Here is a 21,027-nt window from a genome sequence, read left to right as displayed (position 1 = left end):
GGCTTGCGCCGGAAGCAACGATCGGTCAAACCATAGGCCAGGTTCCTTGAAGAGGTTTGCCGTGCAAATGGCAAAAAGACGCTCCGGCTCTCGGCTGTTTTCAATTTCGGTTGCAATAAACCGTCTTTCGGCGGGGCATCACTAGTCATGCGCTGTTGCCGACACGAGAATCTGCAACGCGCGGAGGAGACCAAGGTCGGTTCCCACGTGGTTCGCGACGGCTGGACCGAGGGGGTATGCGGAGCGCTCGATCCGGCCTGTTGGCCGGCCATCAGGCGGGCGTCCGTCGTTCAGATCACGTAGCTTACTCAGCGCTCAAACCGAAACGGACGTGCCCGCCGAAGCGATTTCTCCTTCGTACGGACATGATCGATGCCTGACAAACTGAATTCCTCATTTCCCAGCACCGATCCGCAAAGCTGGCTGACTAAGCATGGAATAAGCGAGGTCGAGTGCCTCGTGCCCGATGTCAACGGTGTGCTGCGCGGCAAGGCCTTGCCGGCGGCCAAGTTCCTGAAGTCACTCGAGGACCTTGCGCTTTACCTGCCGAGCAGCGCTTTCCTGGTCGCGATCGACGGCCGCTATTCCGGCTCCATCGATGAAGGGTTCGCCTATCAGGACCCCGACATGCGCATGGTGCCCGACCTGTCGACGCTGAGCCCCGCGCCCGGGGCCGGCAAGGCCTATGTCTTTGCCGATACGTTTCACATGGACGGACGGCCGTGGATGGCTTCGCCGCGCCATGTGCTGAGGGCCGTACTCGATCTTTACCGCCGGCGCGGCTGGCACGCCGTGATGGCGCCGGAGCTCGAATTCTACCTCACGGCGCCAAATCCCGATCCGGATCGGCCGCTGACCGCGCCAGTCGGGCGCAACGGACGGCCCGAAAGCGTGCAGCATCCCTACGACATGCAGGCGCTGGAGGAGTTCGAAGCGGTGACGCGTCACCTTTATGACAACGCCGCGGCCGCCGGCCTGCCCCTCGACACGCTGATCCACGAATCCGGCACGGCGCAGATCGAGATCAACTTCCTCCATGGCGACCCGCTGGCGTTGGCCGACAAGGTGCTGTTGTTCAAGCGCATGGCCAGGCAGGCGGCGCAGGCGAGCGGTATGCACGCCACCTTCATGGCGAAGCCGATCGCGACGCAGGCCGGCAGCTCGATGCATCTTCACATGTCCATCGTCGACGAGCGCGGCGAGCCCCTGTTTGCCGGCAAAGACGGCGAGGACACAGAAATGTTCGCGCACTTCATCGGGGGCCTGCAGAAATACGTGCCTGAAATCATGCCGCTGTTTGCACCGAACGTGAACTCGTATCGCCGCATCCGGCCGGGCCACAGCGCGCCCGCCAATATTGAATGGTCGCATGATAACCGCTCCTGCGGCTTGCGTGTGCCAATGGGCGGGCGCGCCGCGCGGCGGGTGGAGAACCGGCTGCCCGGCGCCGACGCCAATCCCTACCTCGCCATGGCCGGCTCGCTCATCGCCGGATATCTCGGCGTCGAGGAGAAGCTGGCCCGCTCGCCGGAGGCCTTCGGCAACGCCTATCGCAGCCAGAGCACGCTGCCCAAGACCATGGAGGAAGCGCTCGACCGTTTCGCCGCCTGCGAGCCGGTGCGGGTGCTGCTCGGGGAGGATTTCTTCCAAACCTATCTGCGCGTGAAAAGCGTAGAGCTCGACCTGTTCCAGACCGTGGTGACGTCGTGGGAACGCGACCATCTGCTGCTCAAGGTGTGACCATGGCTTCGACGGGTTTCAATTCCGGTCTTGATATCGGCAAATCCTATTATGTGGCGACTGCCAATCCGGCGCCGGACCATCCGGCGCTTACCGGCGATGCAGAAGCCGACCTGGTGGTCGTCGGTGGCGGCTGCACCGGGCTTTCGGCGGCGCTCCATGCGGCCGAACGCGGCCTTAAAGTGGTGCTGCTCGAAGGCGGCAAGATCGGCTGGGGTGCCTCTGGGCGCAATGGCGGCCAGATAATCCCCGGTCTGCGCAAGGGCGCCAAGGAGCTGGTCAGAGCGTTCGGGCCGGAGCGGGCGAAGGCGCTGTTCGACCTCGCCTTCGAGGCGCGAGGCTTGGTGCTCGACATTATCGAGCGCCACGGCATCGAATGCGACTTGCGGCTGACCGGCCATCTGGTCGGCGCGGTCAACGGCTCCGACATGCGCGAATTCGAGGAAGAGGCCGAGTGCCTCGCCAAGGTGATGGACTTCCCGCATGTCGAGATCCTGTCGGCGGCGGAGGCGCGGCGCATGGTCGATACGCCTTATCTCGGTGCATCCTTCGAGACGCTCGGCGGACACATGCATCCGCTGAACTACACGCTGGGGCTCGCTGGGGCCGCTTCTGCCGCTGGCGTCACCATCCACGAGAACTCGGTCGCCGTCCGGCTGGAGCGCGAACCCTTTATCCGGGTGTTCACCGACAAGGGCTCGGTCCGTGCCAGGCATGTGGTGCTGGCCGGCGATGCGCTGCTCAACGGGCTCGAGCCGCGCGTCAACAGCCGCATCATGCCGATCGGCAACTACATCGTCGCCACCGAGCCGTTGGGCGCGCGCAACGTCATCCCGTCCAACGCCGCGGTTTCGGACACGCTTTTCGTGGTCAATTACTACCGCATGTCCGCGGATGGCCGCCTGCTGTTCGGCGGCGGCGAGCGCTATACGCCCTCGCCGCCCGCCGACATTGGCGGCTTCGTGCGGCCCCATATGGAAAAGACCTTCCCACAGCTTAGGGGGTGCCGGATCGACCATGCCTGGGGCGGGCTCGTGTCTGTGACGACGTCGCGCCTGCCGCATGTCGGGCATTATGGCGAGGTCTATTTCGCGCATGGCTATTCCGGCAAGGGCGTCATCCTGTCGACGCTGTCGGGCAAGCTGCTCGCGGAAGCGATCACCGGCGACGCCTCGCGGCTCGACCTGTTCTCGACGCTGACGCCGCTGCCGTTCCCCGGCGGCACGGCGCTGCGCGGGCCGCTCTATGTGCTCGGCATGCTGTGGTATGCGATGCGCGATCGACTCAGGCGTTGAGCGCCGACTTTCCCGTCGGTGCCAGCGACGAATCCGGCGCGGAACTGCACGTCTTCGGCCGAAAGTCAAATCGTCGGCTCGCTAGGTGTCGCGGTTGGTCAGCGCGATGTGGCAGCAGCCGGAGCCGTGGCCCGGCGTCCAGGTCACGTTGGCGAAGCGCACGCCGGTTGCTTCGAACAGTCCGCGGTCGAAGGCGCCGGCGATGCGGCAGAGCGTGGCAAGCTTTTCCTCGCCGACGCCCGCCTCGATCCAGGCATCCTTCAGCGGGCAGCGCTTCACCTTGAAAGCGATGCGGTCCGGCCTGCGCTCGACGTCGGTCGGATACATGCGCCCGCCATCCGGGCTGACGGAAAGGAACGCCTCGCCGATCGCGAGCGCATCATTGGGGCCGAAACCGGCGAAAGCGGCCGCTGCAACTTCCCGGCCGCGCTTTTCGATGGTGCGGATCATTAATGCTTCGGCCTTCTCGGCGCCAAGCTCGGCGGTCAGCTCATCGAGGAAGAGGCGATAGAGATCGCCCCTGTTGCGAAAGGCGGAGTCGAGCTCGCGCGACAGTTTTTCGGCAATGGCTGCGTCGGAGTCGGTCATGGTGTTTTGATCCTATTCAGCCTCGGGGTTGCCGCCACCAGCGCCTTGCCGACCGCCGATTGCGGGCTGGCGATGACGGTGCGGGCGTCGCCGCTCTCGGCGACCCGGCCGGCATCGAGGAGAACGATGCGATGCGCGACGGCGCGGATTACGCCGAGATCATGCGAAATGAAGAGATAGGCGATCTGTTCCTGTCTTTGCAGGTCGAGCAGCAAGTCCAGGATCTGTCCGCGCACCGAAACGTCGAGCGCCGAGACCGCCTCGTCGAGGACGATCAGCGACGGTCGGGTGGCGATGGCGCGGGCGATCGCTACCCGCTGGCGCTGGCCGCCGGAAATCTCGTGGATCGCGCGCGCGGCAAGGCCGGCATCGAGGCCGACACGCTCCAAGAGAGCTGCGATGCGGCGCGGGCGCTCCGAGCGCGAGGCGATGCCGTGGATGCGCAACGGATCGTCCAGCGCACGCGCCACGGTGGAGCGCGGGTTAAAGGCGGCGAGCGGATCCTGGAAGACCATCTGGAGGCGGGCACGGCGGGCGCGCAACGCGGCGCCCGACAAGTTAAGGAAGTCTGTGCCCTCGAATTGGATGCGCCCGGCGTCGGGCTCGAGCAGGCGCAGCACCAGCCGCGCAACGGTCGACTTGCCACTGCCGGACGGACCGGCGAGGGCCAGCGTTTCAGCCGGGCCGATCTCAAACGAGACATCGTCGACGGCCGCAAAGGGTTTGCCGCCGCGGCGATAGCGCTTGGAGAGATTGGAGACGGCGAGCACGGTCATGCCGGGGCGCCTTGCCGGTCAAGAAGCGGCCTGGCGTCGAGGCCGAGATGGGCATCGAGCAGCGTGCGCGTATAGGCATGGCGCGGCGCGTTGAGGATCTGGTCCGTGTCGCCCAATTCGACCAACTCGCCATGACGCAGCACCGCGATGCGTTCGGCGAGCGTGGCGGCGAGCGCGATGTCGTGGCTGATAAAGGCGAGCGTCAGGCCGTCCTCGTTGACCAACCCGCGGATCAGGGAAACGATCTCGGCCTGGACGATGGTGTCGAGCGCGCTGGTCGCCTCGTCGGCAATCAGCAGTTTCGGGGCGGCGGCGATGGCCGCTGCGATTGCAACGCGCTGCTTCTGGCCGCCGGACAGCTGGTGCGGATAGGCGCGCAAGACGGCTTCGGAGTCGGGCAGGCGGACGCGCTCGAGCAGGGTTTTGGCTTTGGCATAGGCCTCGCGCCAGTTGAGGTTGAGATGCGTGCGTGCGACCTCGGCGATTTGCTTGCCGACCGGCATCACCGGGTCGAGGCTGAAGGAGGGGTCCTGGAAGACGAAGCCGATGTCGCGGCCACCAATGGGCTGAAAATGCGGAGGCTGGCGATCCTGCGCACCCCCCTCTATCCCGCCGGACGACTGGACGGAGGGGGGTGTGAGGGAATGAGACGATCGAGGTTTCTGCCACTCGATCGAACCTCCAACCTCGGCCGCTTCCGCCAACAATCCCGCAACCGCCAGCGCCAGCGTGCTCTTGCCCGAGCCGCTCTCACCGATGATCGCAAGGCGTTCCCCGGCTTCCACATCAAGGCTGATGCCCTTCAGCGCCGTTACCTCGACGCCGTCGCGCCGATACCGCACGGTCAGATCGCGGATCGAAAGCAGCGCAGTCACGACAGGCTCCTGCGTACCGCGGTGCTTTCCACCACGCCCTCGCCGGCGAGGTAAACGCCGAGAACGGTCAGCACCAGCGCGATACCGGGAACGATCGACAGGAAAGGCGCGGTGCGCAAGACAGTGCGGCCTTCGGCGATCATGCCGCCCCAGGTGACGCGGTTGGGATCACCGAGGCCGAGGAAGGAAAGCGCTGCTTCGGTGAGGATGGCGGCCGCGACGATCACCGAGGAAAGCGCCAGCACCGGCGGCAGCGCATTGGGCAGCACCTCGCGAAAGGCAATCTCCAGCGGATGCATGCCGATGACACGAGCGCCGGCGACATAGTCGCGCTCGCGGATCGACAGGACTTCCGCGCGCGCCACCCGCGCCGGCCCGGTCCAGGCGCCGAGCGCGATGGCCGCGATCACCACTCCAAGCGAGGGGCCGACGATGCTGACGAAGGCCAGCGCCAGCAAAAAACTAGGCACGGTCTGGAAGGCGTCGGTGATGCGCATCAGCACCTCGTCGATCAAGCCGCCGGCGAAACCGGCCAGCGTGCCCACCACCGCGCCGACCAGAAGCGCAGCTGCGGCCGCCGCTAGTCCAACCGCCAGCGAGGTGCGCGCGCCGTGGAAAAGTTCGGCCAGCACGTCGCGGCCGAGCCGGTCGGTGCCGAGCGGCAGCGACCAATTTTGCAACGGCGGCAGCAAGGCCGGGCCGGCGATCGCTTGCGGGTCGCCCCGAAAGAGCAGCGGCGCTGCCAGCGCGATCGCGACGAGCAAGGCGAGGATGAGTGCGCCGGCGATCGCTTCCGGCGTCTGGAAAAAGCGATGCAGCCTCTTCATGCGACCGCCTCGCCGGCACCGACGCGCGGATCGAGGAAGGCGTAGGCGAGATCGACCAGGAGGTTGATGACGATAACGAGCACGGCGCTCACCAAAATGATGCCGAGCAGCAGCGGCGTGTCGCGTCCGGCGACGGCTTCCTGCGCCAGCCGGCCGAGGCCGGGGACGGCAAAGACGCTTTCGATGACAACGCTGCCGCCCAGCATCTGCGCCGATTGCAAGCCGAGCATGGTGACCAGCGGCAGCAGCGCGTTGCGGGCGACATGCGCAAGCACGATGCGCCGGCGCGGCAAGCCCCTGACGCGGGCGGCAAGCACGAAATCCTGCCGCCACGCTTCCGCCATGCCGGCGCGCATCATGCGCAGATAGAGCGCGAGATAGATGAATCCGAGCGCCGAGACCGGCAGCACAAGATGGGTGGCGATGTCGCCGGCCCGCGCCACCCCGGTCTTGGCCGATGCGATGGTCTCGATGCCGCCGATCGGCAGCCAGCGCAGGTCGACGGCAAAGACGACGATCAGCACAAGGCCGAGCCAGAACCCCGGCACGGCGTAGAGCGCCAGCGAGCCGATCGACAGGAAGCGGTCGCGAAAACTGCCGGGACGCGCACCGGCATAGATGCCGAGCGCCGAGCCGAGGCCGAAGGAGAGCGCGGTGGCGCTGCCCATCAGGATGAGTGTGGTCGGCAGGCGTTCGAGGATGACGTCGAGGATCGGCCGCGAGAAGGTGACGGACTGGCCAAGGTCGAGGTGCAAGAGCGCCCAGAGATAGTTGGCGAGCCGGGTCAGTTCCGACTGGTCGAGGCCCCAGCGGTGGCGCAGCAATTCGATCATGCCGGCGTCGCCGCCGGTCGAGACGATATAGGCGTCGACCGCGTCGCCAGGGGCAGCTTCGAGCAGCAGGAAGCTGCCGATGACGACGATCAGCAGCACGAAGACGCTGCCGACGAGACGGCGGCGCAGGAGGGTGAGGGCTCGGGTCATGGCGACGCCATATCAGGGCCAACCCTTGGATGCCGCGTCCGGCAGGACAGAGGGGGGCGCGACGGAACTCTCATTCTCAAAGCTCAGCACCCAGGCAGGCAATCCGCAAGTGCGGATCAACCCGCCAAAAAGGTGTCCGCCCAGTTCGATACCGCCCAGCGCGGGTTGTTGGCGATGTTGCCGACAGTGTCGCGGGCGACGGAAATGAAGCTCCACTCGGCGACGTTGATCAGCGGCAGGTCGGCCGCCACCATTTTCTGGAATTCCTTGTAGAGCTCGGTGCGGGCGGATGTGTCGAGCGTCTCTGACGCTTTGGCGATCAGCGCATCCAGGTCGGCGTTCTTGTAGCCGCCCTGGTTGGAGAAGGGCACGCCGTCGGGGATGCCGCTCTGCACCAGGATGGTGGTCGAGATCGCCGGGTCGCCGCGGAACACCGGCGGGCCGACGGCGAGGTCGAAGGCGTGGTCGGTATAGACCGCCTTCATATGGGCGGCCGAGTCGTTGTTGACGATTTGGGCGTCGATGCCGATTACGGCCAGCGCCTGGCGCAGGTAATCGCCGAACTGCTTGGTCTCATTGAAGTACGGCGCCGGCAGCAGCTTCAGTGCAAAGCGCTTGCCGTCGTCGGCCCGTTTGTAGCCGGCCTCGTCGAGCAGCTCGTTGGCCTTGGCGACGTCGAAGGGGTAGATCGGGACGTCGGCAGTGTAGAATTGCGGATCGTTCTTCGGCACCGGACCGGTTGCGGTCGCGGCGTAGCCGAGGAAAATTGTCTTGACGACGAAATCCTTGTCGATGGCATGCGCGATCGCCTGCCGCACTGTCAGGTCCGCCAGTTCCTTGCGGCGATGGTTGATCTCGACGACGAGCTGGTAGGTCAGCCCCTCATAGCCCTTGGTGATGACCTTCAGGCCCGGCACCTTTGAGATGCGGTCGAGGTCGGCGAGCGGCACGGCGGAGAAGGCGGCGAGCTGGATTTCTTCCGCCTCGAGCGCCGCAGCCGCAGAGGTTCGGTCGGGCAGCACCTGGTAGACGATCTCGTCGAGATAGGGCTCGTCCTTGTCCCAATAGGCATCGTTCCGCGCAAGCCGATAGTACTGGCCGGCCTTGTATTCGGCGAATTTGAACGGGCCGGTGCCGACCGGAGCGTTGTTGGCCGGGTTGTCCTCGATCTTGCCCACCTCATAGACGTGCTTCGGCACGACGCTGCTCAATGCCGGCAGCGCGTTGCGGATCAGCTGGAACGGCGTCGGCTTGGCGAATTTGAACACGGCCGTAAGCTTGTCGGGCGTGTCGACGGCTTCAAGGTCCTTGAACACCGTGCGGCCGAGATTCTGCAGAGGCTTCCAGACCTGCAGCGCGGAGAAGGCGACGTCGGCGGAGGTGAAGGGCTTGCCGTCATGCCATTTGACGCCGTCGCGCAACTTGAAGGTCACCGACCGGCCGTCGGCCGAGCCTTCCCAGGAAAGCGCAAGGCGCGGCTGAAGCCCGTCCTTGCCGTCGAAGGAGGCCTCGGCCAGCGTCTCGACCACCTTGCTGGAGATGAAGAAGACGCCGTTGGAAGCGACAATAGCCGGATTGAGGTTGCGCGGCTCGGAGTCGGCGGCCACGATCAACCTGCCGCCCTTCTTCGGCGTCTGCGCCCGGCCGATGGCCGGCAACGCGGTCGAGGCCAGAAGCAGTGCCGAGCCAGCCAGCAGGCCGCGGCGTGAAATCGGCAATCCGGACATCCTCAAGCTCCCCTCTTCACCCGCGACCGGCGCGGGCAACCTCAAAATCAGCGGGATTATGGCCCTTGGCAAAGGTTTCGCCAGAGACGGATTTGGCGCATGCTGGCTTGGCTCTGAAATTTTCGTCCGCTGGACCAGTTATATTCGGTCTGCGGTCGCGACTATCTGGTAGGACCAGAATAAGCCGTACGCGGCCTCAAGCCAAGTAGGAGAGGGCGGGATCAGCCGGATGCTGTCAATTCTGGCTGGACCAAAACGGTCAAGATGGTGCAGATTTGGTCGCAAACGGCAGTTTCATCATGTTTGACTGCTTGAGCGGCCGAGGAAATCAGGGAGGGAAAGATGAACATCGCTCCGGGCAAAACCGAGGCCAGCGGCATCCCGTTCGACCAGGCTCGGGTGGACCGGCTGATGGAGGAGGCCGGCATCGATGTGCTTTTCGCCACCTCCAAGCACAACACGCAATATCTGCTCGGCGGCTACAAGTTCATCTTTTTCGCGGCGATGGACGCCATCGGCCATAGCCGCTACCTGCCGATCGTCCTCTATGAAAAAGGCGGGCCGGAGCATGCGGCCTATATCGGCAACAAGATGGAAGGCGGCGAGCACGAGAACCATCCGTTCTGGACACCGACATTGCATGCGGCCTGCTGGGGCACGCTCGACGCCGCCAACCTTGCCGTCGAGCATCTGCAGAAGATCGGCAAGGGTGCTGCCCGCATCGGCATCGAGCCTGCTTTCCTGCCCTCGGACGCTTACTCGCTGATCCGCAAGGCCTTGCCGGATGCAAAGCTGATCGATGCCACCGGCATGCTGGAGCGCATGCGCGCCGTCAAGACCGAGGCCGAACTGGAGAAGCTGCGCATCGCCTCCGAACTGATCACCGATTCGATGCTGGCGACGATCGCCTGGGCGCGCGAGGGCACGACCAAGACCGACATCATCGAGCAGTTACGGCGCGAGGAGACCAATCGCGGCGCGCATTTCGAATATTGTCTGCTGACACTGGGTGCCAGCCACAACCGTGCCGCCTCGAGCCAGACGTGGAAGCAGGGCGAGGTGCTGTCGATCGATTCCGGCGGCAACTATCACGGCTATATCGGCGACCTCTGCCGCATGGGTATTCTTGGCGAACCGGATGCCGAGCTCGAGGATCTGCTGTCCGAAGTCGAGTCGGTGCAGCAGGCCGCGTTCTCCAAGGTCAAAGCCGGCACGCTCGGCGGCGACATGATCGCGCACGCCGAGAGCGTGCTGAAGGCTTCCAAGGTCGCGGCCTATACGGATTTCTTCTCCCACGGCATGGGGCTGATCACGCATGAAGCGCCGTTTTTGATGACCAACCATCCGGTCACCTATGAAGGCACCTATGCGGCCAAGCCGCTGGAAAAGAACATGGTGCTTTCGGTCGAGACTACCATGCTCCACCCGACGCGCGGCTTCATCAAGCTCGAGGATACCGTGGCGGTGACCGATACAGGCTATGCGATGTTCGGCGATCGCGGGCGTGGGTGGAACAGGGGCGGGGTCTCCTAGAGCGCGCTCGGGAAACCAATCACTCCGAATGACCGAGTTCAAACCTCGGGGCGGCTTCTGCGGATTGATGGGAAACAAGCTTCGTCGTGCGCGCCCGCCGTCCTGGGTGTATCTTGCTGACTTGAGTTGTGGCCCGGCGCCTCCTACCAGACCGATTACGTCGGGCCGGTAGCAGGAGGAAGTTATGGCAGACGTAACATCAAGAAATCAGAACTCCGAGCTCGTTCGGCGGGGTTACGCCGCCTTCAACTCCGGAGACATGGACACGCTTGCGCAAATCATCGACGAGAAATGCACGTGGCATAGCCCGGGAAGGAATCCGATCGCCGGGGACTACAAAGGCCGTGAGGCGACTTTTGCCCAGTTCGGCCGTTATGGCGGGCAAACCCTTGGCACCTTCAGGGCGAATCTTCTGCATGTCATGGAAAGTGAGGACGGACGTGTGGTCGGCGTCCATCGCAATACCGGGGAACGCAACGGCAAACAGCTTGATGTGCTCTGTTGCATCGTCTTCGACATCAGGGCCGGCAAGGTAGTCGATGGCCGGGAACACTTCTACGACCTCTACGCCTGGGATGCATTCTGGGCTTAGCCTGGAGGTGCTATTCGCGTCGCCTCGCACGAGACTGTTCGCGATGTCTCCGCACACCTGTTTGCTGTAGCCCCCGTACATACCTGGAGAGGTGATTGCGAAGCAAACCGGTGGGCGAATAACGCCCGCAAGCGATTTGCCATCAATTGCTTGCCTCTCGCGGCAGCAGCTTGAAATCCGGCAGGTCACGCAGCGCTAGCTCGGGGCCGGCCGGCGAATAGACGACGAAAAGCTGCATCGGCTGATCGCCCGTGTTGAGCGTCGAGTGGAAGCGGCTTTCCGGCACATAGACGGTGCAGCCGGGACCGACCTTGGCGACCACCGGATTGCCCTTCTCGTCCTCGACCATCTGTTCGCCATGGCCGGAAATCACGAAGATGATCTCCTCCGCGCCTGGGTGGTTGTGGCGGGTGTGCCCCTTGCCGGGCGGCAGGTCGACGACGCCGCCGGAGAAGCGCTCCGCGCCGTTCACTTCCGGCGCGACCGTGAGGGCCAGCTTGCCCCAGTCGAAGCCGAAGGCGCTGACCTCCTTCGGATAAACGAACACCTTGCTCTTGTCGGCCATTGCCTCATCCCTTGCTAGTTGCTGGCATTTTCGCTTTGCCGATTGCCGCTGCCTTGAAATCCGCCGTCTGCCTGGCGATCGCCGCCTCGGCCGGCAGCCGTTCCATCGAGCTTGCGCCGTAGAAGCCGTGCAGTCCTTCGCAGCGCTCGAGGATGTAGCGCGCATCATGGGGCATGGAGATCGGCCCGCCATGGCAAAGCAGGATGACGTCCTTGCGCACCGAGCGCGCGGCGTCGGCAATCGCATCGATCTCCTCGACGCAGGCATCCAGCGACTTCGCCGAGGTCGCGCCGATCGAGCCGCCTGTGGTCACGCCCATATGGGCTACGACCACGTCGGCGCCCGCCTTGGTCATGGCGCGCGCCTCGTCGGGGTTGAAGACGTAAGGCGTGGTGAGCAGGTCGAGCTTGTGCGCCTCGGCGATCATGTCGACCTCGAGGCTAAAACCCATGCCGGTCTCCTCGAAACTCTGCCGCATGGTGCCGTCGAAGAGGCCGATGGTCGGAAAATTCTGCACGCCGGAAAAGCCCATCGTCTTCAGTTCGGCGAGAAACAGCGGCATGATGACGAAGGGGTCGGTTCCGTTGACGCCGGCCAGCACCGGCGTCTTCTTTACCACCGGCAGCACCTCATAGGCCATTTCCTTGACGATCTCGTTGGCATTGCCATAGGCGAGCAGGCCGGCGGCCGAGCCGCGCCCGGCCATGCGGTAACGGCCGGAATTGTAGATGATGATGAGATCGATGCCGCCGGCTTCCTCGGCCTTGGCCGACAGGCCGGTACCGGCACCGCCGCCGACGATCGGAACGCCATCGGCGATCATCTTGCGGAACCTTTCCAGTATGGTTTTGCGCGGGATGGCGGCCATGTTTGTCGGATCTCACTTCTTGGCGATGTCGAGGAAAGCCTCGGCCGCGGCCTTGGCGAATGCAGGATCGTTGATGTGCAGCGGCAGGCGCGTCACGATACGGTTCCCGGTCGGCTTGATGGTGTGCTCGATGGCTTCGAACAGCGCCGCATCGGCTTGCGGATCGAAGAAGGCGCCGCCTTCGACATCGAGCGCCGACACGCCTTTTTCCGGGATCAGGAAGCGCACCGGGCCGTCGCAACGGGCGAGGCGGCCGCCGATCCATTCGCCGATCCGGCGGCTCTCCTCGGCGGTAGTGCGCATCAGCGTGACATTCGGATTATGCTCATAGAACAGCCGCCCGCGATATTTGTCGGGGATAGTCGGCGGCGCCCAGAAGTTCACCATGTCGAGCGCGCCGACCGAGCCGACATAGGGCAGTTTCGTGCGAGCAATGGCGCCGAAGCGATCCTCCGTCGCCGACAGCACGCCGTCGAACAGCAAATCGCAGACCTCGGTTGTGGTGATATCAAGGACGCCGGCGAGCAGGCCGCTATCGGCAAGCTTCTCCATCGAGCGGCCACCTGTGCCGGTCGCATGGAAGACCATGCAGTCATAGTCGGCGCGCAAGCGCTCGACGATTGCCGTGACACAGGGCGTGGTGACGCCAAACATGGTCAAGCCGAGCGCCGGCTTGCCGGCAGTTGACGGGGCCGGCCTCGCCGCCATGCCGGCGATCGCCTGGGCGGCGTTGTGCAGAACGACGCGCGACAGACGATTGAGGCCGGCCATGTCGGTTACCGACGGCATCATGACGATGTCGGAGACATCGACGTAAGGCGCGGTATCGCCGGAGGCCAGCGTCGAGACCATGATCTTCGGTAGGCCGAGCGGTAGGGCGCGCATGCCGGCGGTGACAATCGATGTGCCGCCGCCGCCGCCAATGCCGATCACGCCGGCGACGTCGTCGCGCGATTGGATGAAGCGGATAAAGGCGACACCCATGCCGGCAACGGCGAGTCCGCGGTCGTCAGTGCCGAGCACGGCGCCGGCTCCATCGGGATGATGCGCGGCGACCTCGCTTGCCGCGACATCCACCGGGACGGTCGCGCCGCGTGTGCCGATATCGACGCGGACGACCGAGCCGCCGCCGGCGGCGACGGCGTCGGCCAGGAAGGCAAGCTCCTCACCCTTGGTGTCGGCGGTGCCGACCACATAGATATGCTTCATTCGCCTTTCCCCGTCGTCTCCTCGGTTAGCCGGCCTACTCGGCGGTGCGGCCTGCCGCTTCGGGCCTGGCGCTCGGTCCGGCCATTGCAATTTTTTGAGACGCGCGTATCGTATTGATATGGATGTCTCACGTCAACAAGCCGCTTCCGATGACGCCGAGCAGCTGAGAGCCGGGAAGGGGGCCCGCGCCCGTACCAGGCGGCTGATGCTGGAAACGGCGACGCGGCTGATGCAGTCCGGCGTGACGCCTTCGGTCAGCGAGGTTGCAGAGGCTGCGGAAGTGTCGCGCGCGACCGCCTACCGCTACTTTCCGAGCCAGGCCGCGCTGGTGCAGGCGGTCGTCGACGAGGGGCTCGGACCGATCCTGACCTGGAAATCGAATTCGAAAGATCCGGAACAGCGGGTTGCCGAACTCTTCGCCTCCGCCATGCCGCGCATCGAGGCTTTCGAGGCGACGTTCAAGGCGGCGCTCAAGCTTTCGCTCGACCAGTGGGCGAGACGGCAGGCTGGCACGCTAGGCGCCGAACCGGCTTTCAAGCGCGGCCATCGGATCGACCTCCTGAAGGACGCGATCGCTCCGCTCAAGGGTCAGCTCAAGCCGCGCCAGTTCAAGCGTCTTGCCCAGGCGCTGTCGATGATGTTCGGTGTCGAGGTGCTGATCGTGCTGAAGGATATTTGGGGGCTGGACAGCCGTGACATGATGGCGGTCGCCGAGTGGGCGGCGGGCGCGCTGGTGCGCGCGGCGGTGGCGGAATCAGGAGCGAAGGCGACTGGAGGTTCGGCATCAGCCGAAATAGACATGTCCTGAATCTGGTTCGACCAGATTGGAGAGGATGTCAACAACAATGACTGCAATACATCGCAGGAGACAAGGTCTCCGCATATCGAAGAGTAGGAAAAATTATAGAAAACAGAGGGATATCGCTTTGAGCGGCTTGTGGAACCGTTTTGGACTGCACAAGAAAGAACTTGACGTCCCTCTTGAATTGGTAATACCAGATCAGGACGCGTAAAGCGGAGCGAAGGTGAAGGTTGCGATCGATTTTTCCGGCCGGGCGAGGAGGCCCGAACCGGAAAATGCCGTCACAGGAGGAACTGCCAGGGCCGACCGCTATGCCGGCCCGCATGACAAGGTAGAAGGCGCACAAGGGAGGAAAACTATGCGCAAGATAGTGACCAGCGTGATCGCTGGTATCGGGCTGGCGCTTGCCTGCGGGACATCCGTCCGCGCGCAAGACAAGGAACTCACCATCTTCTGGGCGGAATGGGATCCGGCGAACTATCTGCAGGAACTCGTCAACGACTACACGGCCGAGACGGGCGTGAAAGTCACGGTGCAGACCACGCCGTGGCCTGATTTCCAGACGAAGGCCTTCACCGAGTTCAACGCGCATGGCGACGCCTACGACATGGTGGTCGGCGACTCGCAATGGCTGGGCGCCGGCTCGACGCAGGGCCACTATGTGGATCTGACGGACTTCTTCAACAAGCATAAGCTTGGCGATGTGATGGCGCCCGCGACCATCAAATATTATGCCGAGTACCCGGGCGGTTCCGGCAAGTACTGGGCGATCCCGCTGGAAGGCGATGCGATCGGCTGGTCTTACCGCAAGGACTGGTTCGAGGACCCGAAGGAGAAGGAAGCCTTCAAGGCGAAGTACGGCTACGACCTCGATGTTCCGAAGACTTATGCGCAGCTGCGCGACATCGCCGAGTTCTTCCATCGTCCGGACCAGAAGCGCTACGGCGTCGCGATCTACACCGACAACTCGTATGACGCGATGGCGATGGGCGTCGAAAGCGCGATCTTCAGCTATGGCGGCGATCTCGGCGACTACGCGACCTACAAGGTCGACGGCATCACCAATTCCAAGGAGGCCGTCGCCGGCCTCGAAATGTACAAGGAACTCTACAAGTTCACGCCTCCCGGCTGGGGCAAGACGTTCTTCGTGGAGGACAACCAAGCCATCACCGGCGGGCTCGCCGCGATGAGCATGAACTTCTTCGCCTTCTTCCCGCCGCTGGTGAACAAAGCCACCAACCCCTATGCCGACGTGACCGGCTTCTTCGCCAACCCGGCCGGTCCGGACGGCAAGCGCTTCGCCGCTCTCGGCGGCCAGGGCATCTCCGTCGTCTCATACTCGAAGAACAAGGACGAGGCGATGAAATTCCTTGAGTGGTTCATCAAGGACGAGACCCAGAAGAAGTGGGCCGAGCTCGGCGGCTATACCTGCAGCCAGGCCGTGCTGAAGTCGGAGGCCTTCCAGAACGCTACGCCGTATAACAAGGCCTTCTACGACACGATGTTCATGGTCAAGGACTTCTGGGCAACGCCTGAATATGCCGAAGTGCTCGATCAGCTGAACCAGAATATCTATCCGTTCGTGGTCGGCGGCAAGGGCACCGCCCAGGAAGCGCTCGACAAGACCGCCGCCGACTGGAAGGCGACGTTCACCAAATACAACCGCTACAAGTAGGCGTCACAGTCAGAATGCCGGAGGAGGGTTTCCCCTCCGGCATTCCTGTTTTCAGGGAGAACGACCGTTGGCTTCGGTAGCCCTTACCAATCTTGATCCAGCATCCAGGGCCGCCGCGCGAGGCTGGTCGGATCTGACCATCCGCAACATGTTCATCATCCCGACGCTGGTTTTCCTGATCGTCTTCAACATTTTTCCGCTGATCTATTCGCTCGGCTATTCCTTCACCAACTTCGCCGCGAACCGCAGCGAGCCCTGGCAGTTCGTCGGCCTGCAGAATTACCGCGAGCTGCTCAGCGACGATCACATCTGGTCGAACTTCGTCATCACCGCGAAATATGTGATCGTGTCGGTGGCCGGGCAGATGATCGTAGGCTTCGGCCTCGCGCTTCTGCTCAACCGCAGCTTTCCGATGAAGGGCCTGATCACGACCTTGCTGTTGCTGCCGATGATGATGTCGGCGGCGGTCGTCGGCCTGTTCTGGCAGCTGCTCTACAGCCCGTCCTGGGGACCGATCAACTACGTCTTCGGCCTCGGCGACTTCGCCTGGCTCTCCAATCCCGACAGCGCGCTCTACGCCGTCGCGATCACCGACATCTGGATGTGGTCGCCCTTCGTCATGCTGCTGTCGCTCGCCGGCCTGTCGGCGGTGCCGCAGCACCTCTACGAAGCCGCCGCGATCGACCGCGCCAGCTGGTGGTACACCTTCACCCGCATCACGTTGCCGCTGGTCTCGCCGATCCTTTTGATCGCGCTGATCTTCCGCACCATGGAAGCCTTCAAGACCTTCGACATCGCCTACACGATGACGACTCAGCCGACCGCCGAGCTGATCGCGATCCGGCTCTACAAGCAGGCCTTCCAGCAGTGGGACACCGGCAAATCCTGCGCGCTCGCCTACATCGTGCTGATCATGGTGCTGGCCATCACCAACCTCTACGTAAAGTATCTCAACAAGGTGAAGGAGCGCTGAGATGGCCGCCGTCCGCACTTCTTCCGAGGTCGCGCTCAACCGTGTCGCCATCGCCGCGGTGCTGATCGCCACGCTGGTCTTCCTCGCACCGATCTATTGGATCGCCTCGACGGCATTCAAGCCGAAGGAGCTCGCCGTCAGCGTGCCGCCAACCGTGCTGTTCGAGCCCGAGGTGACGCCGTTCGTGCGGCTCTTCACCAAGCGCGTGCAGATGCAGAAGACCGTCGACCCGCAAGTCTACGAAGCCGCGCCCTGGTGGGAAAAGCGCATCTACGACGGCGGCGAGCGAGTGCTGAAGGTCGGCAAGGACGTGCAGCTTTCGCAATATCCCGACCGGTTCATGAACAGCCTGATCGTGGCGGTGGTCAGCACCGTTCTCGCCGTCGGCATGGGAACCTTCACCGCCTACGGCTTCTCGCGCTTCAAGATCGCCGGCGAGGCGGACCTTCTGTTCTTCATCCTCTCGACGCGCATGCTGCCGCCGGTGGTCGTCGCCATCCCGATGTTCCTGATGTACCGGGCAGTTGGCCTCAACGACTCCCATATCGGCCTGATCATCCTCTACGTCGCCTTCAACCTGTCCTTCTCGGTCTGGCTGATGAAGGGCTTCATGGATGAGATCCCGAAAGAGTATGAGGAGGCAGCACTTGTCGACGGCTATACGCGCATGCAGGCCTTCTTCAAGATCGTGCTGCCCGAGGCCGCAACCGGCATCGCCGCCACCGCCGTGTTCTGCTTCATCACCGCCTGGAACGAGTACGCTTTCGCGCTGATCATGACCAACCGGCGCGCCCAGACGGCGCCGCCCTTCATCCCGTCGCAGATCGGCTCCGGCCTGCCGGACTGGACCACGATCGCGGCGGGCACGTTCCTGTTCCTGCTGCCGGTTGCGATCTTCACCTTCCTGCTGCGCAACCACCTGCTTCGCGGCGTGACTTTCGGAGCGATCCGCAAATGAGTTTTCGCGCCGTCAACGAGAAGTACCTTTTGCCGGCATCGCAGATCCTCATGGTGCTCGGCATCGTCGCGCTCTGCCAGCCATGGAGCCTCAGCCTGCATTCCTATGGGGTGACGATCATCCTGATCGGGCTGATCGGCTTCAACATCACGTCGAAAATCGCACCGGAGCAGAGAGAGGAAACCGGCGCCGTGACGCATGAGGGGGCCGGGCAGTGACGCAGATCGAACTTCGCGGCATCGAGAAATTCTTCGGTGCGGTCCAGGTCATCCATAATCTGAACCTCGCCATCGCCGACAACGAGTTCATCGTGCTGCTTGGACAGTCGGGCTGCGGCAAGACGACGACGCTGCGCGCGATTGCCGGGCTCGAGACGATCGATAAGGGCGACATCCTGATCGACGGCAAGGCGGTGCAGCATCTGAAAGCCGCCGACCGCGACATCGCCATGGTGTTCCAGTCCTTCTCGCTCTATCCGCATATGACGGTGTTCGAGAACATCGCCTTTCCGTTGCGGGCCACGCGCATGAGCAGCGGTGAGGTCGACACCTCGGTGCGCGAGATCGCACGGGTGTTGCGGATCACCGACCTGCTCGACAAGAGGCCGTCTGCGCTTTCGGGCGGCGACATGCAACGCGTGGCGATCGGCCGCGCGCTGGTGCGGCGGCCGAAGGCGATGCTGATGGATGAGCCGATCGGCGCGCTGGACGCCAAGCTGCGCGAGGAAATGCGGGCCGAGATCAAGCGGCTGCACATCAAGCAGGGATCGACCACGATCTATGTCACCCATGATCAGATCGAGGCGATGAGTCTGGCCGACCGCATCGTCATCATGCATGAGGGCTTCATCCAGCAGGTCGGCACGCCGGACGAGGTCTACTCGCATCCGGCAAACCTGTTCGTGGCGCAATTCGTCGGCAGCCCGGTGATGAACATCGCCGAGGCGAGCGTCGCCAATCAGGCTGGCGCCGCCTCCGTCACCGTCGGCGGTGCGCCGACGGGTTTCGAGTTCCCGCGCGAGCTCCTGTCCAGGCTGAACGGGCATTCCAATGGTGGCTTGACGCTCGGCATCCGTCCGGAAGGCGTGCTCGTCCGGCATGATGCCGCTCCCGGCTACGTGCCGGTCGAAGCGCAGATCATCGAGCCGCTCGGCTCCTTCGACATTGTCGACCTCAAGGTCGGCTCCAAGATGCTGCGCGCCCGCACCAAGGCAGGCTACGTGTCGGGTCCGGGCGAGAAGGTTCATGCCCGCATCGACCCGGAACAGGCGCATTTCTTCGACACGGCAAGCGGCAAGTCGCTGGGAGTAAGGCTGTAATGGCCCATATCGAACTGAAGAACATCACCAAGAAGTTCGGCGGCCATACCGCGCTGACGGGTCTCAACCTCAATATCGCCGATGGCGAGTTCTTCGTGCTTTTGGGCGAAACCGGCGCCGGCAAGACGACGACGCTCCGGATGATCGCCGGCCTCGAGAAACCGACCGAGGGCCAGGTCTTCATCGACGGCGTCGACGTCGCCGACTGGAGCGCGGCCGAGCGCGACGTGGCCTTGGTGCTGCAGCAATATTCGCTCTATCCGCGCTACACGGTGCGGCAGAATCTTGAGTTTCCGCTGAGGCCAAAGATCCGCCGGCTGCCGGATGCCGAGATCAAGGACCGCGTCGCGCGCGCCGCCCGCACGCTGCGCATCGAGCATCTGCTCGACCGCAAGACCGACCGGCTCTCCGGTGGCGAGATGCAGCGCGTCTCGATCGGCCGCGCGATCGTGCGCAAACCACGCGTGTTCCTGATGGACGAGCCGCTGTCGGCGCTCGACGCCAAGCTACGCGAGGCGCTGCGCACGGAGTTGAAGAACCTGCAGATGCAGCTCGGTGCCACCTTCCTGTTCGTCACCCACGACCAGATCGAAGCGATGTCGATGGGCGACAAGGTCGGCGTGCTGAACCATGGCCGCATCGTGCAGACCGGCACGCCGCAGGAGATCTACAACAATCCCCGCGATACCTATGTCGCAAGCTTCGTCGGCTCGCCGCCGATGAACCTCATCGACGGCACGCTGGTCGACGACCGCGCGGTGATGGCGCCGATGAGTTTCGAATTGCCGGTTGGCGGGGGGGCCAGGGCTTCTTGGGGGCTAAAGACGGGGGGCGCGACCGACGGTCGCCCGCTCGTCTTCGGCATCCGTCCGGAGGACGTCTATCTGGAAGGCGGCGCGCCGGTCGAGGCTAAGGTCCACGATGTCGAGAACCACGGCGTCGAGAAGATCGTGACGCTGAGGGTCGGCGACACGATGCTGAGAGCCACCGTGCCGGCGAGAACCGCCGTCGAGATCGAGCAGCCGGTCCGCTTTGCCTGGAACGCGGACAAGGTGGTGCTGTTCGATAAGGGCAGCGGGGTGAGCCTGCGGCACGCCGGATAGCGGGCGGATCGGCCGATTGCTGTCGGCCTGCACTTACTTCGGCAGATAGGTCTCGTAGGGCGTGTCGTTGATCAGCAGGATCACGCATTCGGTGTCGGACAGGCAGGCATCGTCATGCATCTCGTTGGCTTTCTGGGTCCAGTAGGAGCCCGGCGGCAACTCGACCCTGGTCGCCTCGCCGCCCTGGATCTGCCAATGCGCCCAGAGCCCCTTGATGACCACGGCGCGATAGTCGGCGGTGTGCGCGTGGACCGGTGCGCGCCAGTTCCCGGGAACTTTGAGCAGCGTGCCGGCCGCGCCCTCGGTCCGCGAGCCCCATAGCGGGCCGAGGCGCTGCGGCTGGTCCGGCGCTTCGACGACATAAGGGATCTTGTCGGCCGTCAGATAGCTGTCTTCAAGGCCGAATGCCTGCCCCGGAGAGATGGTGAGCGCGGCGAGCGCAAGCGCTGCGAGTTGATTAGAGCGTCGGACCATCAGATTGAATCGCGAAGGATTCCGCTGATGTAAGGTTTGTGATTCACTTCCTTGTGGAGGTGATTTGCTATGCCCAAGCCCTATTCGCTCGATTTGCGTGAACGTGTTGTGCGGTTTGTCGAGGCGGGCCATTCTCGGCGTGCGGC

21 protein-coding genes are annotated in these 21,027 nt (G+C 63.9%); 11 read left to right on the top strand and 10 right to left on the bottom strand.

The genetic code is table 11. The features are described from left to right. The first annotated feature begins 372 nt into the window (after positions 1-372). Positions 373-1,740, top strand: a complete 1,368-nt coding sequence (locus tag P9228_RS23055; protein ID WP_278055883.1) for a glutamine synthetase family protein — start codon at positions 373-375, stop codon at positions 1,738-1,740. 2 nt (positions 1,741-1,742) lie between these two features. Next, entirely contained in the window at positions 1,743-3,035 is a 1,293-nt protein-coding gene (locus P9228_RS23050; RefSeq protein ID WP_164746883.1) for an FAD-binding oxidoreductase, read from the top strand. Between the two features lie 81 nt (positions 3,036-3,116). Here the strand turns inward: P9228_RS23050 and P9228_RS23045 are convergent, their stop codons facing one another. The 6 genes from P9228_RS23045 to P9228_RS23020 all read right to left on the bottom strand — a co-directional run bounded on the left by P9228_RS23045 (position 3,117) and on the right by P9228_RS23020 (position 8,811). Continuing rightward, positions 3,117-3,623 (bottom strand): L-2-amino-thiazoline-4-carboxylic acid hydrolase, encoded by a 507-nt coding sequence (locus P9228_RS23045; RefSeq protein WP_278055881.1) that lies wholly within the window; start codon positions 3,621-3,623, stop codon positions 3,117-3,119. Then, positions 3,620-4,399 (bottom strand): ATP-binding cassette domain-containing protein, encoded by a 780-nt coding sequence (locus P9228_RS23040; RefSeq protein WP_278055879.1) that lies wholly within the window; start codon positions 4,397-4,399, stop codon positions 3,620-3,622. Before P9228_RS23040 ends, P9228_RS23045 begins: the two co-directional genes overlap by 4 nt. After that, on the bottom strand, positions 4,396-5,274 hold the full coding sequence (locus P9228_RS23035; RefSeq protein ID WP_127217526.1) for an ABC transporter ATP-binding protein: 879 nt from the start codon (positions 5,272-5,274) through the stop codon (positions 4,396-4,398). The genes P9228_RS23040 and P9228_RS23035 overlap by 4 nt, the downstream gene beginning before the upstream one ends. Next, positions 5,271-6,101: an ABC transporter permease gene (locus P9228_RS23030; protein WP_095826826.1), complete on the bottom strand. Its 831-nt coding sequence runs from the start codon at positions 6,099-6,101 to the stop codon at positions 5,271-5,273. The genes P9228_RS23035 and P9228_RS23030 overlap by 4 nt, the downstream gene beginning before the upstream one ends. Next, complete coding sequence (locus P9228_RS23025) at positions 6,098-7,084, bottom strand: ABC transporter permease (protein ID WP_278055875.1); 987 nt, start codon at positions 7,082-7,084, stop codon at positions 6,098-6,100. The genes P9228_RS23030 and P9228_RS23025 overlap by 4 nt, the downstream gene beginning before the upstream one ends. A 116-nt stretch (positions 7,085-7,200) precedes the next feature. Then, positions 7,201-8,811 carry an ABC transporter substrate-binding protein gene (locus P9228_RS23020; protein WP_278055874.1) on the bottom strand — a complete coding sequence of 537 codons (1,611 nt, stop codon included), beginning with the start codon at positions 8,809-8,811 and terminating at the stop codon, positions 7,201-7,203. Positions 8,812-9,153: 342 nt separating this feature from the next. Between P9228_RS23020 and P9228_RS23015 the strand changes: the two genes are divergently transcribed. Together P9228_RS23015 and P9228_RS23010 are read left to right on the top strand one after the other, a co-directional pair. Next, entirely contained in the window at positions 9,154-10,344 is a 1,191-nt protein-coding gene (locus P9228_RS23015) for a Xaa-Pro peptidase family protein (RefSeq protein ID WP_278055872.1), read from the top strand. A 184-nt stretch (positions 10,345-10,528) separates the two neighbouring features. Then, on the top strand, positions 10,529-10,936 hold the full coding sequence (locus tag P9228_RS23010; protein WP_278055870.1) for a nuclear transport factor 2 family protein: 408 nt from the start codon (positions 10,529-10,531) through the stop codon (positions 10,934-10,936). A gap of 142 nt (positions 10,937-11,078) precedes the next feature. Here the strand turns inward: P9228_RS23010 and P9228_RS23005 are convergent, their stop codons facing one another. From P9228_RS23005 to P9228_RS22995, 3 genes are read right to left on the bottom strand one after another with little or no spacing between them, the layout of a single operon-like run. Further along, on the bottom strand, positions 11,079-11,501 hold the full coding sequence (locus tag P9228_RS23005; protein WP_067318993.1) for a cupin domain-containing protein: 423 nt from the start codon (positions 11,499-11,501) through the stop codon (positions 11,079-11,081). 4 nt (positions 11,502-11,505) lie between these two features. Beyond that, positions 11,506-12,369 (bottom strand): phosphoenolpyruvate hydrolase family protein, encoded by an 864-nt coding sequence (locus P9228_RS23000; RefSeq protein ID WP_067318991.1) that lies wholly within the window; start codon positions 12,367-12,369, stop codon positions 11,506-11,508. A gap of 12 nt (positions 12,370-12,381) precedes the next feature. Next, positions 12,382-13,578, bottom strand: coding sequence for a Tm-1-like ATP-binding domain-containing protein (locus P9228_RS22995; RefSeq protein WP_127847300.1), 1,197 nt, complete (start codon positions 13,576-13,578; stop codon positions 12,382-12,384). A gap of 118 nt (positions 13,579-13,696) precedes the next feature. Between P9228_RS22995 and P9228_RS22990 the strand changes: the two genes are divergently transcribed. The 7 genes from P9228_RS22990 (at position 13,697) to P9228_RS22960 (ending at position 20,407) form a co-directional block, all read left to right on the top strand. Beyond that, positions 13,697-14,386, top strand: a complete 690-nt coding sequence (locus P9228_RS22990) for a TetR/AcrR family transcriptional regulator (protein WP_127847301.1) — start codon at positions 13,697-13,699, stop codon at positions 14,384-14,386. Between the two features lie 352 nt (positions 14,387-14,738). Beyond that, entirely contained in the window at positions 14,739-16,055 is a 1,317-nt protein-coding gene (locus P9228_RS22985; RefSeq protein ID WP_066989980.1) for an extracellular solute-binding protein, read from the top strand. A gap of 67 nt (positions 16,056-16,122) precedes the next feature. Continuing rightward, on the top strand, positions 16,123-17,028 hold the full coding sequence (locus tag P9228_RS22980; protein ID WP_095780122.1) for a sugar ABC transporter permease: 906 nt from the start codon (positions 16,123-16,125) through the stop codon (positions 17,026-17,028). Position 17,029: 1 nt separating this feature from the next. After that, on the top strand, positions 17,030-17,986 hold the full coding sequence (locus tag P9228_RS22975) for a carbohydrate ABC transporter permease (protein WP_066989974.1): 957 nt from the start codon (positions 17,030-17,032) through the stop codon (positions 17,984-17,986). After that, a complete protein-coding gene (locus P9228_RS22970) occupies positions 17,983-18,204 on the top strand; it encodes a hypothetical protein (protein ID WP_066989971.1) in 222 nt (73 codons plus the stop codon). The genes P9228_RS22975 and P9228_RS22970 overlap by 4 nt, the downstream gene beginning before the upstream one ends. Then, entirely contained in the window at positions 18,201-19,304 is a 1,104-nt protein-coding gene (locus tag P9228_RS22965) for an ABC transporter ATP-binding protein (protein ID WP_278055866.1), read from the top strand. Before P9228_RS22970 ends, P9228_RS22965 begins: the two co-directional genes overlap by 4 nt. Continuing rightward, on the top strand, positions 19,304-20,407 hold the full coding sequence (locus P9228_RS22960; protein WP_095800606.1) for an ABC transporter ATP-binding protein: 1,104 nt from the start codon (positions 19,304-19,306) through the stop codon (positions 20,405-20,407). Before P9228_RS22965 ends, P9228_RS22960 begins: the two co-directional genes overlap by 1 nt. Before the next feature lie 33 nt (positions 20,408-20,440). Here the strand turns inward: P9228_RS22960 and P9228_RS22955 are convergent, their stop codons facing one another. Next, the gene (locus P9228_RS22955; protein ID WP_278055864.1) at positions 20,441-20,881 is read right to left on the bottom strand and encodes a DUF4437 domain-containing protein; all 441 of its coding nucleotides are present in this window, start codon (positions 20,879-20,881) and stop codon (positions 20,441-20,443) included. Positions 20,882-21,027: the final 146 nt, after the last annotated feature.

The organism is Mesorhizobium sp. WSM4898, assembly GCF_029625845.1.
Classification (GTDB): Bacteria; Pseudomonadota; Alphaproteobacteria; order Rhizobiales; family Rhizobiaceae; genus Mesorhizobium.
This window is presented reverse-complemented; position numbering and strand designations above follow the sequence as displayed.

Coding starts and splice junctions, on each gene's coding strand:
- P9228_RS22975 (WP_066989974.1), top strand. CDS start 17,030: ATGGCCGCCGTCCGCACTTCTTCCGAGGTCGCGCTCAACCGTGTCGCC.
- P9228_RS22990 (WP_127847301.1), top strand. CDS start 13,697: ATGGATGTCTCACGTCAACAAGCCGCTTCCGATGACGCCGAGCAGCTG.
- P9228_RS23040 (WP_278055879.1), bottom strand. CDS start 4,399: ATGACCGTGCTCGCCGTCTCCAATCTCTCCAAGCGCTATCGCCGCGGC.
- P9228_RS23010 (WP_278055870.1), top strand. CDS start 10,529: ATGGCAGACGTAACATCAAGAAATCAGAACTCCGAGCTCGTTCGGCGG.
- P9228_RS23030 (WP_095826826.1), bottom strand. CDS start 6,101: ATGAAGAGGCTGCATCGCTTTTTCCAGACGCCGGAAGCGATCGCCGGC.
- P9228_RS22970 (WP_066989971.1), top strand. CDS start 17,983: ATGAGTTTTCGCGCCGTCAACGAGAAGTACCTTTTGCCGGCATCGCAG.
- P9228_RS23055 (WP_278055883.1), top strand. CDS start 373: ATGCCTGACAAACTGAATTCCTCATTTCCCAGCACCGATCCGCAAAGC.
- P9228_RS23005 (WP_067318993.1), bottom strand. CDS start 11,501: ATGGCCGACAAGAGCAAGGTGTTCGTTTATCCGAAGGAGGTCAGCGCC.
- P9228_RS22985 (WP_066989980.1), top strand. CDS start 14,739: ATGCGCAAGATAGTGACCAGCGTGATCGCTGGTATCGGGCTGGCGCTT.
- P9228_RS22955 (WP_278055864.1), bottom strand. CDS start 20,881: ATGGTCCGACGCTCTAATCAACTCGCAGCGCTTGCGCTCGCCGCGCTC.
- P9228_RS23000 (WP_067318991.1), bottom strand. CDS start 12,369: ATGGCCGCCATCCCGCGCAAAACCATACTGGAAAGGTTCCGCAAGATG.
- P9228_RS23020 (WP_278055874.1), bottom strand. CDS start 8,811: ATGTCCGGATTGCCGATTTCACGCCGCGGCCTGCTGGCTGGCTCGGCA.
- P9228_RS23015 (WP_278055872.1), top strand. CDS start 9,154: ATGAACATCGCTCCGGGCAAAACCGAGGCCAGCGGCATCCCGTTCGAC.
- P9228_RS22960 (WP_095800606.1), top strand. CDS start 19,304: ATGGCCCATATCGAACTGAAGAACATCACCAAGAAGTTCGGCGGCCAT.
- P9228_RS23050 (WP_164746883.1), top strand. CDS start 1,743: ATGGCTTCGACGGGTTTCAATTCCGGTCTTGATATCGGCAAATCCTAT.
- P9228_RS22995 (WP_127847300.1), bottom strand. CDS start 13,578: ATGAAGCATATCTATGTGGTCGGCACCGCCGACACCAAGGGTGAGGAG.
- P9228_RS23045 (WP_278055881.1), bottom strand. CDS start 3,623: ATGACCGACTCCGACGCAGCCATTGCCGAAAAACTGTCGCGCGAGCTC.
- P9228_RS23025 (WP_278055875.1), bottom strand. CDS start 7,084: ATGACCCGAGCCCTCACCCTCCTGCGCCGCCGTCTCGTCGGCAGCGTC.